Origin of the sequence: Bacillus paramobilis, assembly GCF_038096195.1 — a bacterium.
GTDB classification, from domain to species: domain Bacteria; phylum Bacillota; class Bacilli; order Bacillales; family Bacillaceae_G; genus Bacillus_A; species Bacillus_A mobilis.
On record NZ_CP151108.1, the window covers coordinates 1,250,713 to 1,266,943 of the forward strand.

Genomic DNA, 16,231 nt, shown 5'->3' on the forward strand with positions numbered 1-16,231 from the left:
GTTGTAAAATAAAAGAAAAGGGTTGAACGTTTCGTTGTATTTCTATGATGGAAAGTGTTGCGAAAGGGAATAAATGAGCGATAAACATATTTTTTTGTGATTTTATCGGAAAGTAACAAACTTTAAAAGGGAATTTTCACACAATTGTCGAACAATTCATGTAGCCTAGAAGGATACACATGTCGGAGAATCGATTCGGTAAGGGAGGAAAAGCTGTGGAGAAAATTAAAGTATGTCTTGTGGATGATAATAAAGAATTAGTATCAATGCTAGAGAGTTATGTAGCTGCTCAAGATGATATGGAAGTAATCGGTACTGCTTATAATGGTCAAGAGTGTTTAAATTTATTAAATGAAAAGCAGCCGGATGTACTTGTTTTAGACATTATTATGCCACATTTAGATGGTTTAGCTGTACTAGAGAAAATGCGACATATTGAAAGGCTAAGACAGCCTAGCGTAATTATGTTGACAGCATTTGGACAAGAAGATGTGACGAAAAAAGCAGTTGACTTAGGTGCTTCATATTTCATATTAAAACCATTTGATATGGAGAATTTAACAAGTCATATTCGTCAAGTGAGCGGTAAGGCGAACGCTACCATTAAACGTCCACTTCCATCTTTCCGCTCAGCAACGACAATAGATGGGAAGCCGAAAAACTTAGATGCAAGCATTACGAGTATCATTCATGAAATTGGTGTACCTGCTCATATTAAAGGGTATATGTATTTAAGGGAAGCAATCTCTATGGTGTACAATGATATCGAATTACTGGGATCTATTACGAAAGTATTATATCCAGATATCGCGAAAAAATATAATACAACAGCAAGCCGCGTCGAGCGTGCAATCCGTCACGCAATTGAAGTAGCGTGGAGTCGTGGGAATATTGATTCTATTTCGTCTTTATTCGGTTATACAGTATCCATGTCAAAAGCAAAACCAACAAATTCCGAGTTCATCGCAATGGTTGCGGATAAGCTGAGACTTGAACATAAGGCTAGCTGAGAGTAAAAGTAGTAAGAGGTTTAAGTTTTAGTAAAGCTTAATCATTCCTTAAATTTATACTCGATATTAAATTTAAAACCAATGAACTTTTTATGTAATGACCAATGAATTTTAGAATTCGTTGGTCTTTTTATTTCTTTCGATTTAAGGATTTTGAGGGGATATATATAAATTTATGTAGAAAAATGCAGTGAACATAAGGATATGTACAGGAAATACGTGAGTTTGACATCATAATCTCTATAACGTATCATTGATTGGGAAAAGTTAAGAGATATAGGAGAATGGATGAATGACTTTTAAAAAAATAGTGAATCGAGCTTACCCAATCATTGTTATGACGGTGTTTTTATCTATATTTTCAATGATAGTAAGTAAATTTTTTATCCCGAAAACAATTTTGATGAGTGGTGAATTTCCTTATCCGACTGAGGAGTATACTCCCAAAAAGGTCGGTGCTGTTATAGGGGCAACGTTGCTTTTATTTGCGCTCTTCTTTATGTATTATAAATGGGCTATTAATAAAATGAAAAGAACGTACACAAATATTATGATTGCTTTAGGTATCGTAATTATTTTAACGATGGAAATAATTATTACTTCCATAGCATTTAACCCTGTTGTAGGCGATTATGCCATCCTTAAAGAAGGAATTGTCTCTGTGTTTAAGGGAGATAATCATTTTTTAGAAATGGGACAGCTTCTATTTTATCCATATAATACACATATTGTATTATTAGGAGGATATTTTGCTAAATTGGTAGGAAGTGTAGATATAGCAATAAAAATATTACCAATAGTATGTATAACAGGTAGTATCATTTTAAATGTATTGATTGTAAAGAAAATTACAAATTTTAAAGCTGCCCACATATCGATTGTGTTATCTGTGCTAAACATTTTTATATATTGGCAGGCGCCAGTTTTCTATACGCATACATTAGTAATATTTTTTATTTCAGCAACGATGTATACATATTTATGTTTGAAAACAGCGGAAACAAAAAGAATGAAGATTATTTTATGGATTTTATTAGGAGTTTTGGCAGCTGGTACTTATATTATAAGACCGACAGCATTGGCGGTAGCGTTAGCGATTTTAATTGAAAATATTTTTAAGTTTCGTAAGGAGTATTCCGTAAAGGTATTAAGTAGTGTTTTATTTTGTTTAATCCTTATTGTAAGTTTTAAAGGTATAACGACAAAGTTAAATCTCAGCACCGATAATGAAATTGAAAAAATTCCATATACCCATTGGGTACAAATGGGTTTGAATAAAGATACGTATGGTGTTTGGAATCAGGCGGATACAGATTATATTAATGATGAAAACATAAAAAATACAAAGGATTTGGATGAACATAATAAAAAAGTTATAGTACAGCGTTTTAATGAACTTGGTGTAATGGGCTATGTACGGCATTTAAATGAAAAAATAACTAGAGAATGGGTATCGAGCCAGTTCTCCATGTACCGTATTGGAGAATGGTTTGAGCAGAAGAACGACGCGATAACTAATTACGTATCGAACTATAGTACAACGAATTATAAGATCGTTACTGTATATTCGTATGTTATCAAATTATTTGTTTATGTAGCTGTTCTGGCGGCTGTTATCCTTTATAAAAAGAAAGATGAAAATGAATCGGAAGTTATACGGATTACGATGATTAGTACGTTAGGGGTGTTTACTTTCTTATTACTATGGGAAACAGCTCCTCATTATACTTATGAAGCATTTGCATTTATGAATATTCCAGCTTCTTTAGGATTATATAAATTGTTTATGATTTTTAACAAAGAAAAGAAAAATGCATAATTTGAGTAATTGAAACGAGTAGTAAGAACCCCCTCTTTTATTAAAAGAGGGGGTTTAATGTATTGATTATAAATGTTTGAAGAAAAGATTAAATGGAATCATAGTATATCCGTTAAAGGATTTTAGTAGGGAAGTCATCCGTGATATAATAGAAAATAATAAAAAGCCCTGCAAAACAGGACTGTATTATTCTTCGTCTTTACTTTGTTTTTCTAATTCAACTAACTTTTGAATTAAAATGTGCTGCGGCATATGCATAAGTTGTTCGAGTGGAACACCTAATGCTTTTGATAGGCGGACTGCAGTGTCTGGAGAAATTTGTAATGGTCTCATAGAAGTACCTCCTTTTTCGTATAGTATAGCATAAGATTGGGGGAGTGAGGATGACTCTTATATTTGCACATCGTGGTGCAGCGGGAACGTACCCAGAAAATACAATGATTTCATTTGAAGCAGCTGAATCTTTTAGAGCAGATGGAATTGAACTTGATGTTCAATTAACGAAAGACGGAAAGGTTGTCGTCATTCATGATGAAACAGTGAACAGGACAACAAATGGAAAAGGTGCGGTTCGAAATTATGTATATGAGGATTTATGTAAATTAGATGCGAGCTACACATTCAGTGATAAAGTAGGATTTTGTGAAATACCTCTTTTAGAAGAGGTGTTAGAATGGATTGAAAAAACGGAGTTGCTACTTAATATTGAACTTAAAAATAATAAAATCCCATACAGAGGTTTAGAAGAAGAAGTTATAACGCTTGTGCGGAAATGTAATCTAGAAGATCGTGTTATATTTTCTTCATTTAATCACTACAGTATGAAAAAGTGTCATATGATGGCTCCTGATATTCAAACAGCGATTTTATATCGCGAAGGTTTGCATAGTCCATGGGCGTATGCAAAAAAAATGGGTGCTACAGCAGTACACCCGAATTATCGTTATCTGCAAGATGCCGTTGCTGAATTAACGATGGAGAGTGGTGTAGAGGTTCGCCCTTATACAATTAATGAAGAAACGCTTATGCGAAAATATTTTGATATGAATATTTCGGCAATTATTACTGATTACCCTGAAACGGCAAGAATGTTATTGCCAATAAAAAAATGAGACCGCGTGTAACGGTCTCATTTTTTATTTATAAATAGTGGGCTTTCTTATCTTCTAAAGCGAGCTTGTACTTTATTTCGTTTACGGTCTCGGTGTAAGACGAAGCCACCAAAAATATAAAACCCGAGCGCGAAGCAAAGAGCGCCAATTAAAAATTGTAACCACAGTATAGAGAGTGGAGGAAATAGAATCCCAAATACAGTATCTCTCATTAACTTAATGCCAAACACAGCTAATGAAATAGGGATGAGTGCTAATAATAGAGCAAGGTAACGCTGCATATAAACGCTCCTTTTCAGATTATTTTGTTTATTTCAATGATGTTATATGGAAAGGGGGTTTGTCAAGAGGGGGCTGAACGAGTAAGATAAGGGTGTGAAAAATTTTGCAGAGATACTTCGAGAGGAAGTGTAATATATGAAACAAAAAGTGTTAATTGTTGGTGCCGGTGAAGGTGGCAGTACACTGCTGAATCTGCTACAAAGTTCAAATATATTTCAAATTATAGGGATTATTGATATAAATCCGTTAGCGAAAGGATTACAAATGGCTACGGAATATGGGGTTACGATTGGAGAGAGTGTAACGCAGTTTCTTGCTACGAACATTGATGTAATGTTTGATATGACAGGTGACGATGATCTACATAAAGAGTTATTAAAGAAAAAGCATAAAGATACGCTCCTTATACCGGGCGATATTGCGAAAATTGTTACGAGATTAGCACATGAGAAGGAAGATTTAATTGGAAAGTTAGAAGAACAAACGCAGCAAGGGGATTTAATTTTAAATTCTACGCATGACGGTATGATTGTGATTGATCGAGAGGGACAAGTTCGCCTATTTAATAAAAGTGCAGAGCGTATTATTGGATATAAAAAAGAAGATGCGGTAGGGAAATATATTTTAGAGGTTATTCCGACTAGTAAGTTGCTTCGTATTATACGTACGAAACAAATAGAAGTAAATTATGAGCTGACATTAGAGAATGAAAAGAAAATTATTACAACCCGTATTCCAATATTAAAAGAGGGAGGAGAGGTACAAGGGGCATTTGCGATTTTTAAAGATATAACAGAAGTTGTAGATCTTGCGGAAGAAGTTACAGATTTAAAAGAGATTCAAACGTTACTCGAGGCAATTATTAACTCATCTGAAGAAGCAATTTCAGTCGTGGATGAAAAAGGAAGAGGCTTAGTAATTAACCCTGCATATACGAAATTAACAGGTTTAACAGAAGAGGACATTATTGGAAAGCCAGCTACCACTGATATTGTAGAAGGTGAAAGTATGCATATGAAAGTACTTCGAACGCGTAGGGCGGTACGAGGGATACATATGAAGATTGGGCAAAAAAAGCGAGATGTAATTGTAAACGTAGCACCAGTCATTGTGGATGGGATATTGAAAGGGAGCGTTGGTGTAATTCGTGACGTATCAGAAATTCAAAAGTTAACAAATGAATTGAATAGGGCAAGGCAGATTATTCGAACGTTAGAAGCGAAATATTCATTTGATGACATTGTCGGAAATTCTGATGAAACAACGGCGGCTATTGAGCAGGCAAAACTTGGGGCGAATACACCAGCGACAGTATTACTACGCGGAGAGTCAGGGACAGGTAAAGAATTGTTTGCACATGCCATCCATAATGGAAGTAATCGAAAATATAATAAGTTCGTTCGTGTAAACTGTGCAGCTATTTCGGAGACGTTGCTAGAAAGTGAATTATTCGGTTATGAGGAAGGTGCATTTTCTGGCGCGAAAAGAGGCGGAAAACGTGGATTCTTTGAGGAGGCGAATAATGGTAGTATCTTTTTAGATGAGATAGGAGAATTGTCTGCAAATACACAAGCGAAACTCCTTCGTGTGTTGCAAGAAAAAGAGATTGTAAAAGTGGGTGGAACAAAAGCGATTCCTATCAATGTTCGAGTAATTGCAGCGACACATGTGAATTTAGAAAAGGCCATTCTAGAGGGAGAGTTTAGGGAGGACTTATATTATCGATTAAATAAAATTCCAATTCAAATTCCATCTCTTCGTCAGCGTAAAGGGGATATACCGACAATCGCAGAAAGATTAATTCAAAAAATTAATCAAGATTATGGCCGAAATATAGAGGGGCTCACTGATCCAGCTATTTTATATTTACAATCATATGAATGGCCAGGAAATGTGAGGGAGCTTGAAAATATTTTGGGGAGAGCTATTATCTTTATGAATTATAACGAGACCTATATTGATGTACACCATTTACCGCCATTACATAACGAAGAGCAGGTGGAGTCAAAGCAAACTCATTTATTACCCGATTTAGAGGAAAAGCCGCTTGAACATTTAGTGACAGAGTTTGAAGGGAATATCATTCATGAATATTTAGAGAGGTTTGGTGGAAATAAAACACAAACGGCGAGAGCGTTAGGAATTTCGGTCCGAAATTTATATTACAAGCTAGAAAAGTATGAGTGTGCAAAAAATAGCATGCAATAAATTGCGTACCGTGCAATTTATTGCATGGTATACAAAATGCGACAAAACAAGACAGAATATTTTGTTATTTTCTAAAGTATTGATTTTACTGCATTTTGAATGCGTTTTCATTATTGGTAAGACCACTTTTAAAAGTTGGCACGGTAATTGCTTTATAAAAAGACGAGGGACGACGGAAAGGGTTGATTACAAAATATGAAGTTAGAACACTTAATTGATCAAGCAGCAGGCCAGCCTAAAAAAACTGTGGCTGTAGCAGTAGCTGAAGATCATGAAGTAATTGAAGCTGTAGCGAAAGCAATTACATTACAGCTAGCTCAATTTCGTCTATATGGAAATCAAGAAAAAATAATGGGGATGTTACAAGAACATGGTTTACAAACTTCAGAACATATTGAAGTGATTGCAGCAGCATCAAGTGCTGAGGCTGCAGAACTTTCTGTTAAAGCTGTAAGAAATGGCGAAGCAGATGTGCTTATGAAGGGGAACATCCCAACAGCAAATATTTTGAAAGCTGTATTAAATAAAGAGTGGGGACTTCGTAAAGGTAGCGTACTTTCACACGTTGCAGCATTTGAAGTTCCAAATTACGATCGTCTAATTTTTGTTACAGATGCAGCGATGAACATTGCACCTGATGTAACACAGAAAGCTGCTATTATACAGAATACTGTAGAAGTTGCCGAGGCAATAGGAATAGATTTGCCAAAGGTAGCACCAATTGCAGCGGTAGAGGTTGTGAATCCTGCGATGCAAGCGACAATTGATGCAGCGATGTTAACTCAAATGAATCGCCGCGGACAAATTAAAAATTGTGTCGTTGATGGGCCACTTGCTTTAGATAATGCAGTATCACAAATTGCAGCAGAACATAAAGGCATAGTAAGTGATGTAGCAGGTAAGGCAGACATTTTACTCGTCCCAACGATTGAAGCTGGAAATGTGCTATACAAATCACTCGTATACTTTGCGGATGCAAAAGTAGGAGCTATGATTGCTGGCGCAAAAGCACCGATTGTTTTAACGTCTCGTGCTGATTCAGCAGAAACAAAAGTATATTCATTAGCACTGGCAGTTGCGACTGCTTCAAAATAAACCAAATAGGGTAAAACACTAGGGGGAAACGACAATGACATTAGAAATCTTCGAATACTTAGAAAAATATGATTATGAGCAAGTAGTATTTTGTCAAGATAAAGAATCTGGTTTAAAAGCAATTATTGCAATTCATGATACAACACTTGGACCAGCTCTTGGTGGAACAAGAATGTGGACATATGATTCTGAAGAAGCGGCGATTGAAGATGCATTGCGTCTTGCAAAAGGGATGACATACAAAAACGCAGCAGCGGGCTTAAACTTAGGTGGTGCGAAAACAGTAATTATCGGTGATCCACGTAAAGATAAGAGCGAAGCGATGTTCCGCGCATTAGGACGTTACATTCAAGGACTAAACGGACGTTACATTACAGCTGAAGATGTTGGTACAACAGTAGATGATATGGATATTATCCACGAAGAAACTGACTTTGTAACAGGTATTTCACCATCATTCGGTTCTTCTGGTAACCCATCTCCAGTAACTGCATACGGTGTTTACCGTGGTATGAAAGCAGCTGCGAAAGAGGCTTTCGGTACTGATAATTTAGAAGGAAAAGTAATTGCTGTTCAAGGCGTTGGTAACGTAGCATATCACCTATGCAAACATTTACACGCTGAAGGAGCAAAACTAATCGTTACAGATATTAATAAAGAAGCTGTACAACGCGCGGTAGAAGAATTCGGTGCATCAGCAGTTGAGCCAAATGAAATTTACGGTGTTAAATGTGATATTTACGCACCATGTGCATTAGGCGCAACAGTTAATGACGAAACTATTCCACAACTTAAAGCAAAAGTAATCGCAGGTTCTGCAAATAACCAATTAAAAGAAGATCGTCACGGCGACATGATTCATGAAATGGGTATTGTATACGCACCAGACTATGTTATTAATGCAGGTGGCGTAATTAACGTAGCAGACGAATTATATGGATACAATAGAGAACGTGCACTAAAACGTGTTGAGTCTATCTATGACACAATTGCAAAAGTAATCGAAATCTCAAAACGCGATGGCATAGCAACTTATGTAGCAGCAGATCGTCTAGCTGAAGAGCGCATTGCAAGCTTGAAAAACTCTCGTAGCACATACTTACGCAACGGTCACGATATTATTAGCCGTCGCTAATCATTCATATATAACTTTTACAAAAGGTGTGGTTACCTCTTATGAGGTTTCCACTTCCTTTTAAATTTATTAGTGGAGGTAGCAACATTGTCTGTAAATCGAATTCTTGTTATTAACCCAGGTAGTACATCCACAAAAATTGGTGTTTTTGATAATGAAAGACCTGTTCTAGAAGAAACGATTCGTCATGACGTAGAACAGATTGGAAAATATAAGCGAATTATCGACCAATATGAGTTTCGTAAAGAAACGATTTTAGAAGTTCTACATTCTCATGGTATTAACATTTCAAAATTAAACGCTGTTTGTGGGCGTGGTGGATTACTTCGTCCAATCGAAGGCGGTACGTATACAGTAAACGATGCAATGTTAGAAGATTTGAAAAATGGGTTTAGTGGTCATCACGCTTCAAATCTCGGAGGCATTTTAGCTTATGAAATTGCTTCGGGATTAAATATTCCTGCATTCATTGTGGATCCTGTCGTTGTAGATGAAATGGAGCCGATTGCTCGTATAAGCGGTATTGCTGGCATGGAACGCAAAAGTATCTTCCATGCATTAAATCAAAAAGCAGTTGCTCGTAAAGTAGCTGACCAATTAAACCACAAATACGAGGATTTAAATTTATTAGTTACACATATGGGCGGCGGTATTACAGTTGGTGCTCATAAAAAAGGAAAAGTTATCGATGTAAATAATGGCTTAAACGGAGAGGGACCATTTAGCCCAGAGCGTGCTGGTACAGTACCAGTAGGACAGCTAGTTGAAATGTGTTTCTCTGGTGAGTATTACCGAGACGAAATGGTGAAACAGCTTGTCGGACAAGGTGGACTTGTAAGTCTAATCGGTACAAATGATGCAATTAAAGTAGAGCAAATGGTTGAAAAAGGTGATCCTGAAGCAACTCTTATTTATAAAGCAATGGCATATCAAGTTGCAAAAGAAATTGGCGGAGCTAGTGCTGTGCTTCACGGGAAAATCGATGCAATCGTATTAACTGGTGGACTTGCGTACAGTAAAATTCTTGTTGATGAAATAAAAGAACGAGTGGACTGGATTGCAGATGTTATCGTACATCCAGGGGAAGATGAGTTAGAAGCGTTAGCAGAAGGAGCACTTCGTGTATTACGTGAAGAAGAAGCGGCGAAAGAGTATGTTGTAAGAGAAAAACAAACAGTAGCTAGGGGTTGAGATAATGGCAAGAGAATATGATTTAGTCATCGTTGGCGGCGGTACTGGTGGATATGTTGCTGCTATTCGTGCATCACAACTAGGTTTAAAAACTGCACTTGTTGAAAAAGAAAATCTTGGTGGTACTTGTTTGCACAAAGGATGTATTCCTAGTAAAGCTCTTTTACGTAGTGCGGAAGTATACGCAACTGCTAAAAAAAGCGAAGAGTTCGGGGTTATTGCAAGTAATGTAGAACTAAACTTTGCGAAAGTGCAAGAGCGTAAAGAGAAGATTGTAACGCAACTTCATAAAGGCGTTCAACACTTAATGAAACAAGGTAAAATTGATGTGTTTGAAGGTATTGGCCGTATTCTTGGCCCATCTATTTTCTCTCCGATGCCAGGGACAATTTCAGTTGAACTTGCAAGTGGAGAAGAGAATGAAATGTTAATTCCAAAAAATGTACTTGTTGCAACAGGTTCTCGTCCGAATTCATTACCAGGTTTAGAATTAGACGGAGAGTACGTAATGTCTTCTGATCATGCCCTAAAAATGGAAACGCTTCCTAGCTCGATTATTATCGTTGGTGGCGGTGTAATCGGTATTGAGTGGGCATCTATGCTTGCTGACTTCGGTGTAGAAGTTACAGTATTAGAGTATGCGAAAACGATACTACCACTAGAAGATCAAGACGTTTCAAAAGAAATGCAACGTCTATTCAAGAAAAAAGGTATTAAAGTGGTAACTGGTGCAAAAGTATTACCAGAAACATTGGTAAAAGATAATGGAGTAACAATTCAAGCTGAACATAACGGTGAGAATAAAGAATTTAAAGCAGAAAAAATGCTTGTATCTGTAGGAAGACAAGCTAATACGCAAAATATTGGTTTAGAGAATACGGATATCGTTGTGGAAAAAGGATACATTCAAACAAATGAGTTTTATCAAACGAAAGAATCGCATATTTACGCAATCGGTGATGTAATCGGTGGCTTACAGCTTGCTCACGTTGCTTCTCATGAAGGAATTGTTGCAGTAGAACATATTGCTGGTAAAGAAGTTACACCAATTGATTATTCTATGGTATCAAAATGCGTATATAGCAGTCCAGAAGTTGCTTCTGTCGGTTTAACAGAACAAGAAGCGAAAGAAAAAGGCTATAAGTTAAAGGTAGGTAAATTCTCATTCCGTGCAATCGGAAAAGCACTTGTATATGGCGAATCTGATGGCTTTGTAAAACTTGTAGTTGATGAAGAAACAAATGACATTCTTGGTGTTCATATGATTGGACCGCATGTAACAGATATGATTTCTGAAGCGGGTCTTGCAAGAGTACTTGATGCAACACCTTGGGAAGTAGCACATACAATTCATCCGCATCCATCATTATCTGAGGCGATTGGTGAAGCAGCATTAGCTGTAGATGGAAAAGCGTTACACGCATAAAAATGTGGATTTAGGAGGTTATGAAAAATGGCAGAAGTAAAAGAAAAGCGCCATGAAGAGCTTGGCTTAAGTGATGAGCAAGTATTAGAAATGTTCCGTACGATGTTACTTGCACGTAAAATCGACGAACGTATGTGGTTATTAAACCGCGCTGGTAAAATCCCATTCGTAATTTCTTGTCAAGGACAAGAGGCGGCACAAGTTGGAGCAGCATTCGCTCTTGATAGAGAGAAAGATTATGCATTACCATACTACCGTGATATGGGTGTTGTACTAGCGTTTGGTATGACAGCTAAAGAGCTTATGTTGTCTGCTTTCGCGAAAGCTGGAGATCCAAACTCTGGTGGTCGTCAAATGCCTGGTCACTTCGGTCAAAAGAAAAATCGTATTGTGACAGGATCATCTCCAGTAACAACGCAAGTACCACATGCAGTTGGTATTGCATTAGCTGGAAAAATGGAAAAGAAAGATTTAGTAACGTTTGTTACATTTGGAGAAGGTTCTTCTAACCAAGGTGATTTCCATGAGGGTGCAAACTTTGCTGGCGTACACAAGTTACCTGTTATTTTCATGTGTGAAAATAACAAATACGCAATCTCTATTCCAGTTGAAAAACAATTAGCATGTAAAAATGTATCAGATCGTGCAATTGGTTATGGTATGCCTGGATATACAATAGACGGAAATGATCCACTTGCAGTATATAAAGCTGTAAAAGAAGCTGCAGACCGCGGCCGTTGTGGTGAAGGCCCAACTTTAATTGAAACAGTATCATATCGTTTAACAGCACATTCTAGTGACGACGATGATCGTGTTTATCGTGATAAAGAAGAAGTAGAAGAAGCAAAGAAAAAAGATTCAATTATAACATTTGCTGCTTATTTAAAAGAAGCTGGTGTGTTAACTGAGGAATCTGAAAAACAAATGTTAGACGAAATTATGCATATCGTAAATGAAGCAACAGAATATGCAGAAAATGCTCCGTATGCAGCACCTGAAGATGCATTGAAGCACGTATACGCAGAATAGGGGGGAACGTTTCATGGCTGTAATGTCTTATATTGATGCTATTACATTAGCAATGCGCGAAGAAATGGAACGCGATGAGAAAGTATTCGTTTTAGGTGAAGATGTTGGTAAAAAAGGTGGCGTATTTAAAGCGACACACGGTTTGTATGATCAATTTGGTGAAGATCGTGCACTGGATGCACCGCTTGCAGAATCTGCAATTGCTGGGGTAGCAATTGGTGCGGCAATGTATGGTATGCGTCCAATCGCTGAAATGCAGTTTGCTGATTTCATCATGCCAGCAGTAAACCAAATTGTTTCTGAGGCAGCAAAAATTCGTTATCGTTCTAATAACGATTGGACTTGTCCAGTTACAATTCGTGCGCCATTTGGCGGAGGTGTTCACGGTGCATTGTATCATTCACAATCTGTAGAAGCGATGTTTGCAAACCAACCAGGTTTAAAAATTGTTATCCCTTCTACACCATATGATGCAAAAGGCTTATTAAAAGCAGCAATTCGTGATGAAGATCCAGTATTATTCTTTGAACATAAACGTGCATATCGCTTAATCAAAGGTGAAGTGCCAGAAGATGATTATGTATTACCAATTGGAAAAGCAGATGTAAAACGTGAAGGTGATGATATTACTGTTATCACGTACGGATTATGTGTTCACTTTGCACTTCAAGCAGCTGAAAAATTAGCGCAAGATGGCATCTCTGCACACGTTCTTGATTTACGTACTGTATATCCATTAGATAAAGAAGCAATCATTGAAGCAGCTTCTAAAACAGGTAAAGTTCTTCTTGTAACAGAAGACAATAAAGAAGGAAGTATTATGAGTGAAGTGGCAGCAATTATTGCTGAAAATTGTCTGTTTGATTTAGATGCGCCAATCGCACGTCTTGCAGGTCCAGACGTTCCAGCAATGCCATATGCACCAACAATGGAAAAATTCTTTATGGTAAATCCAGATAAAGTTGAAAAAGCAATGCGTGAACTTGCGGAATTTTAATCGGGGGGACTATACATGGCTGTAGAAAATATTACAATGCCTCAGCTCGGGGAGAGCGTTACAGAGGGTACAATTAGTAAATGGCTCGTTAATGTTGGCGATCACGTAAATAAGTATGATCCGCTTGCAGAAGTAATGACTGATAAAGTAAATGCTGAAGTACCATCATCTTTCACTGGTATTGTGAAAGAATTAATCGCTGGTGAAGGTGATACGTTAGCTGTAGGTGAAGTAGTTTGTGTTATTCAAGTAGAAGGCGCAGATGAAGTGGCAGCGACAGCTGTTGAGGAAAAAACAAAAGAAGAACCAAAGGCAGAAGTAGCTACGCCTGAAAAAGCACCGAAAGCAAAACAACCAACTGATGGAAAACCACGTTTTTCACCAGCTGTTTTAAAACTTGCGGGTGAGCATAACGTTGATTTAGATCAAGTAGAAGGTACGGGAGCAAATGGCCGTATCACTCGTAAAGATATTTTAAAGCTAGTGGAATCTGGAAATATTCCGCAAGCAGGTGTGAAGAAAGAGGAAGCGGTAGCAGTAGTAGAAGCTCGTCCAGAAGCACCAAAAGCAGCTCCAGTAGCACAAAAAGTAGAAGCTGCAAAACCAGTTTCTGTACCAACAATGCCTGGCGATATCGAAATTCCAGTAACAGGTGTGCGTAAAGCAATTGCAGCGAACATGTTACGTAGTAAACACGAAGCGCCACACGCTTGGATGATGATTGAAGTAGATGTGACAAACCTTGTGTCATACCGTAATTCAATTAAAGGTGATTTCAAAAAACGCGAAGGCTTTAACCTAACGTTCTTTGCTTTCTTCGTAAAAGCAGTAGCACAAGCGTTAAAAGAGTATCCTCAAATCAATTCAATGTGGGCTGGCGATAAGATTGTTCAGAAGAAAGATATTAACCTTTCTATCGCTGTTGCAACAGAGGATGAACTATTTGTACCAGTAATTAAACACGCGGACGAGAAGACGATTAAAGGTATCGCTCGTGAAATTACAGAGCTTGCAGGAAAAGTACGTACGAAATCGTTAAAAGCGGACGAAATGCAAGGTGGAACATTTACAATTAATAACACAGGATCATTCGGTTCTGTTCAATCTATGGGTATTATTAATTACCCACAAGCGGCTATTTTACAAGTTGAATCAATTGTAAAACGCCCAGTAATTATGGATAACGGTATGTTCGGTGCTCGCGACATGGTTAACTTATGTTTATCACTTGATCACCGTGTACTAGATGGTCTAATTTGTGGTAAGTTCTTAGGACGTGTAAAAGAAATTCTAGAAAATACGTCAGAAAATAATACATCTGTATATTAATAAAAAGCTCGCTTATGCGAGCTTTTTATTATCTTATTTCTTCATTTGCATCCTACATATGTACATCACTTTTCCCAGCAATCTTACAATGAACGAGTATGTATTAGAAATTTACGAAAATACATTGCTGATATATGGTATATAGATATAAAATAAGAAAAGAATAATTTTTTTTGGCAAATCTTACTGACGAAACTGTAGTATAATATATTGTATTGTATGAAAAAGAGAGTTATTCTATATAAGTGTTTTATAGATAATGTGTAATCAGTCGTCAAAACATGAAGAATGTTGACTCCTGGTTTTTTATTTTGCTGTAACAATGTTTCAGGAGGATGTCATGAAAAGAAGTACCGAGTTTCTAAAAAGTTTAGATGTAAAATTAATATTAATTTTGTTTGCATTATGTGTTACGAGTATAGCTGCTATATATAGCAGTCAGCAAACTGGCCAATATGGAGAGGCAAACTTTGCGATGAAACAGGGTTTGAACTACATAATTGGAGTTGTATTGTTACTGCTTGTTGCAAGCATCGACTTAGATCAATTACAAAAATTGTCTTGGCCACTTTATATCGTTGGATTTGGTTCACTTATTCTTTTGAAAATACTACCAGTTTCCACTTTTACACCTGAAAAATTAGGCGCAAAAAGATGGTTTGTGTTTCCGTTAGTTGGACAAATTCAACCATCTGAGTTTTTCAAAATTTCATTGCTTCTCGTAGTAGCAAGTATAGCGGTGAAGCATAATGCACAGTATATGGCAAGGACATTCCAAACAGATTTACAATTAGTAGGTAAAATTATGCTAGTATCCCTCCCGCCTATGGCTGTTGTATATAGCCAACCGGATACAGGGATGGTGTTCTTATATGCTGCTGCAATTGCATGTATTTTATTTATGTCAGGTATTCAGAAGAAATTGATAGCGTTATGTACAGTTATTCCGGTGACCGTATTATCTACGTTAATATTTATTTACGTAAGGTATGAGGATTTCTTCTTTAATAAGTTAGTTACGTTACTAAAACCTCACCAACAATCACGTATTGTAGGTTGGTTAAATCCATTTGAAAATGCAGATCAAGGTTATCAAACGCAGCAATCGATTTTAGCTGTAGGTAGTGGTGGTATGGAAGGGAAAGGCTTTGGTGAAGGGAACGTCTATATCCCTGAGAAGCATACTGACTTTATTTTTGCTACAATTGCCGAAGAAGGTGGATTTATCGTAGCAGCGTTAGTTGTATTTTTGTTCCTATTACTACTATATAGAACAATTATTATTGGCTATTCTGCTGATAATTTATTCGGTACATTATTATGTGCTGGATCAATTGGGATATTAACGGTTCAAATATTCCAAAACATCGGTATGATCGTTGGATTAATGCCTGTAAAAGGGATTGCATTACCTTTCTTATCATATGGGGGAAGTTCCTTGTTCTCGAATATGATTATGATGGGTCTCATATTATCGGTACGGAAAACGTATAAAAAGTATATGTTTTCTGTTAAGTAAAAAAGCTGGTTCGTGTAAATGCGAACCAGCTTTTTTACATATATGCTCTTAAACGTTGCAAACTAAAACAGAATAGCAG

Annotated in this window: 14 protein-coding genes; 12 read left to right on the top strand and 2 right to left on the bottom strand. The window is 37.0% G+C overall.

The features are described from left to right. Nucleotides 1-215: 215 nt before the first annotated feature. Together spo0A and AABL52_RS06595 are read left to right on the top strand one after the other, a co-directional pair. On the top strand, nt 216-1,010 hold the full coding sequence (spo0A, locus tag AABL52_RS06590) for a sporulation transcription factor Spo0A (protein ID WP_141524208.1): 795 nt from the start codon (nt 216-218) through the stop codon (nt 1,008-1,010). Between the two features lie 292 nt (nt 1,011-1,302). After that, nucleotides 1,303-2,829 (top strand): glycosyltransferase family 39 protein, encoded by a 1,527-nt coding sequence (locus tag AABL52_RS06595; protein ID WP_097843921.1) that lies wholly within the window; start codon nt 1,303-1,305, stop codon nt 2,827-2,829. 186 nt (nt 2,830-3,015) lie between these two features. Here the strand turns inward: AABL52_RS06595 and AABL52_RS06600 are convergent, their stop codons facing one another. Then, the gene (locus AABL52_RS06600) at nt 3,016-3,162 is read right to left on the bottom strand and encodes a YycC family protein (protein ID WP_120450858.1); all 147 of its coding nucleotides are present in this window, start codon (nt 3,160-3,162) and stop codon (nt 3,016-3,018) included. Between the two features lie 50 nt (nt 3,163-3,212). Between AABL52_RS06600 and AABL52_RS06605 the strand changes: the two genes are divergently transcribed. Then, on the top strand, nt 3,213-3,941 hold the full coding sequence (locus AABL52_RS06605) for a glycerophosphodiester phosphodiesterase (protein ID WP_000172592.1): 729 nt from the start codon (nt 3,213-3,215) through the stop codon (nt 3,939-3,941). A 47-nt stretch (nt 3,942-3,988) separates the two neighbouring features. Here AABL52_RS06605 and AABL52_RS06610 read toward each other — a convergent pair whose 3' ends face one another. Further along, a complete protein-coding gene (locus tag AABL52_RS06610; RefSeq protein ID WP_001190187.1) occupies nt 3,989-4,222 on the bottom strand; it encodes a DUF2627 domain-containing protein in 234 nt (77 codons plus the stop codon). 136 nt (nt 4,223-4,358) lie between these two features. Between AABL52_RS06610 and AABL52_RS06615 the strand changes: the two genes are divergently transcribed. The 9 genes from AABL52_RS06615 (at nt 4,359) to AABL52_RS06655 (ending at nt 16,152) form a co-directional block, all read left to right on the top strand. Beyond that, complete coding sequence (locus AABL52_RS06615) at nt 4,359-6,431, top strand: sigma-54-dependent Fis family transcriptional regulator (protein ID WP_341519074.1); 2,073 nt, start codon at nt 4,359-4,361, stop codon at nt 6,429-6,431. A 195-nt stretch (nt 6,432-6,626) separates the two neighbouring features. After that, the gene (gene yqiS, locus AABL52_RS06620) at nt 6,627-7,526 is read left to right on the top strand and encodes a phosphate butyryltransferase (protein WP_000763069.1); all 900 of its coding nucleotides are present in this window, start codon (nt 6,627-6,629) and stop codon (nt 7,524-7,526) included. Nucleotides 7,527-7,560: 34 nt separating this feature from the next. After that, complete coding sequence (locus AABL52_RS06625) at nt 7,561-8,661, top strand: leucine dehydrogenase (protein ID WP_341519075.1); 1,101 nt, start codon at nt 7,561-7,563, stop codon at nt 8,659-8,661. Nucleotides 8,662-8,748: 87 nt separating this feature from the next. Continuing rightward, nucleotides 8,749-9,852, top strand: coding sequence for a butyrate kinase (gene buk, locus AABL52_RS06630; RefSeq protein ID WP_000115778.1), 1,104 nt, complete (start codon nt 8,749-8,751; stop codon nt 9,850-9,852). A gap of 4 nt (nt 9,853-9,856) precedes the next feature. Further along, entirely contained in the window at nt 9,857-11,278 is a 1,422-nt protein-coding gene (gene lpdA, locus AABL52_RS06635; protein WP_000090438.1) for a dihydrolipoyl dehydrogenase, read from the top strand. Nucleotides 11,279-11,305: 27 nt separating this feature from the next. Beyond that, a complete protein-coding gene (gene bfmBAA / locus AABL52_RS06640) occupies nt 11,306-12,307 on the top strand; it encodes a 3-methyl-2-oxobutanoate dehydrogenase subunit alpha (RefSeq protein WP_327799428.1) in 1,002 nt (333 codons plus the stop codon). A 13-nt stretch (nt 12,308-12,320) separates the two neighbouring features. Beyond that, nucleotides 12,321-13,304, top strand: coding sequence for a 3-methyl-2-oxobutanoate dehydrogenase subunit beta (gene bfmBAB / locus AABL52_RS06645; protein ID WP_016086356.1), 984 nt, complete (start codon nt 12,321-12,323; stop codon nt 13,302-13,304). Between the two features lie 15 nt (nt 13,305-13,319). Beyond that, nucleotides 13,320-14,633 (top strand): dihydrolipoamide acetyltransferase family protein, encoded by a 1,314-nt coding sequence (locus AABL52_RS06650; protein WP_000257659.1) that lies wholly within the window; start codon nt 13,320-13,322, stop codon nt 14,631-14,633. A 340-nt stretch (nt 14,634-14,973) separates the two neighbouring features. Then, nucleotides 14,974-16,152, top strand: a complete 1,179-nt coding sequence (locus AABL52_RS06655) for an FtsW/RodA/SpoVE family cell cycle protein (RefSeq protein WP_341519076.1) — start codon at nt 14,974-14,976, stop codon at nt 16,150-16,152. The last annotated feature ends 79 nt before the right edge of the window (nt 16,153-16,231 follow it).

Bases quoted from the DNA above. Each gene is read 5' to 3' on its own strand.
- bfmBAA (WP_327799428.1), top strand. From the start codon at position 11,306: ATGGCAGAAGTAAAAGAAAAGCGCCATGAAGAGCTTGGCTTAAGTGAT.
- AABL52_RS06610 (WP_001190187.1), bottom strand. From the start codon at position 4,222: ATGCAGCGTTACCTTGCTCTATTATTAGCACTCATCCCTATTTCATTA.
- AABL52_RS06600 (WP_120450858.1), bottom strand. From the start codon at position 3,162: ATGAGACCATTACAAATTTCTCCAGACACTGCAGTCCGCCTATCAAAA.
- AABL52_RS06605 (WP_000172592.1), top strand. From the start codon at position 3,213: ATGACTCTTATATTTGCACATCGTGGTGCAGCGGGAACGTACCCAGAA.
- yqiS (WP_000763069.1), top strand. From the start codon at position 6,627: ATGAAGTTAGAACACTTAATTGATCAAGCAGCAGGCCAGCCTAAAAAA.
- AABL52_RS06615 (WP_341519074.1), top strand. From the start codon at position 4,359: ATGAAACAAAAAGTGTTAATTGTTGGTGCCGGTGAAGGTGGCAGTACA.
- lpdA (WP_000090438.1), top strand. From the start codon at position 9,857: ATGGCAAGAGAATATGATTTAGTCATCGTTGGCGGCGGTACTGGTGGA.
- AABL52_RS06650 (WP_000257659.1), top strand. From the start codon at position 13,320: ATGGCTGTAGAAAATATTACAATGCCTCAGCTCGGGGAGAGCGTTACA.
- AABL52_RS06625 (WP_341519075.1), top strand. From the start codon at position 7,561: ATGACATTAGAAATCTTCGAATACTTAGAAAAATATGATTATGAGCAA.
- AABL52_RS06595 (WP_097843921.1), top strand. From the start codon at position 1,303: ATGACTTTTAAAAAAATAGTGAATCGAGCTTACCCAATCATTGTTATG.
- bfmBAB (WP_016086356.1), top strand. From the start codon at position 12,321: ATGGCTGTAATGTCTTATATTGATGCTATTACATTAGCAATGCGCGAA.
- AABL52_RS06655 (WP_341519076.1), top strand. From the start codon at position 14,974: ATGAAAAGAAGTACCGAGTTTCTAAAAAGTTTAGATGTAAAATTAATA.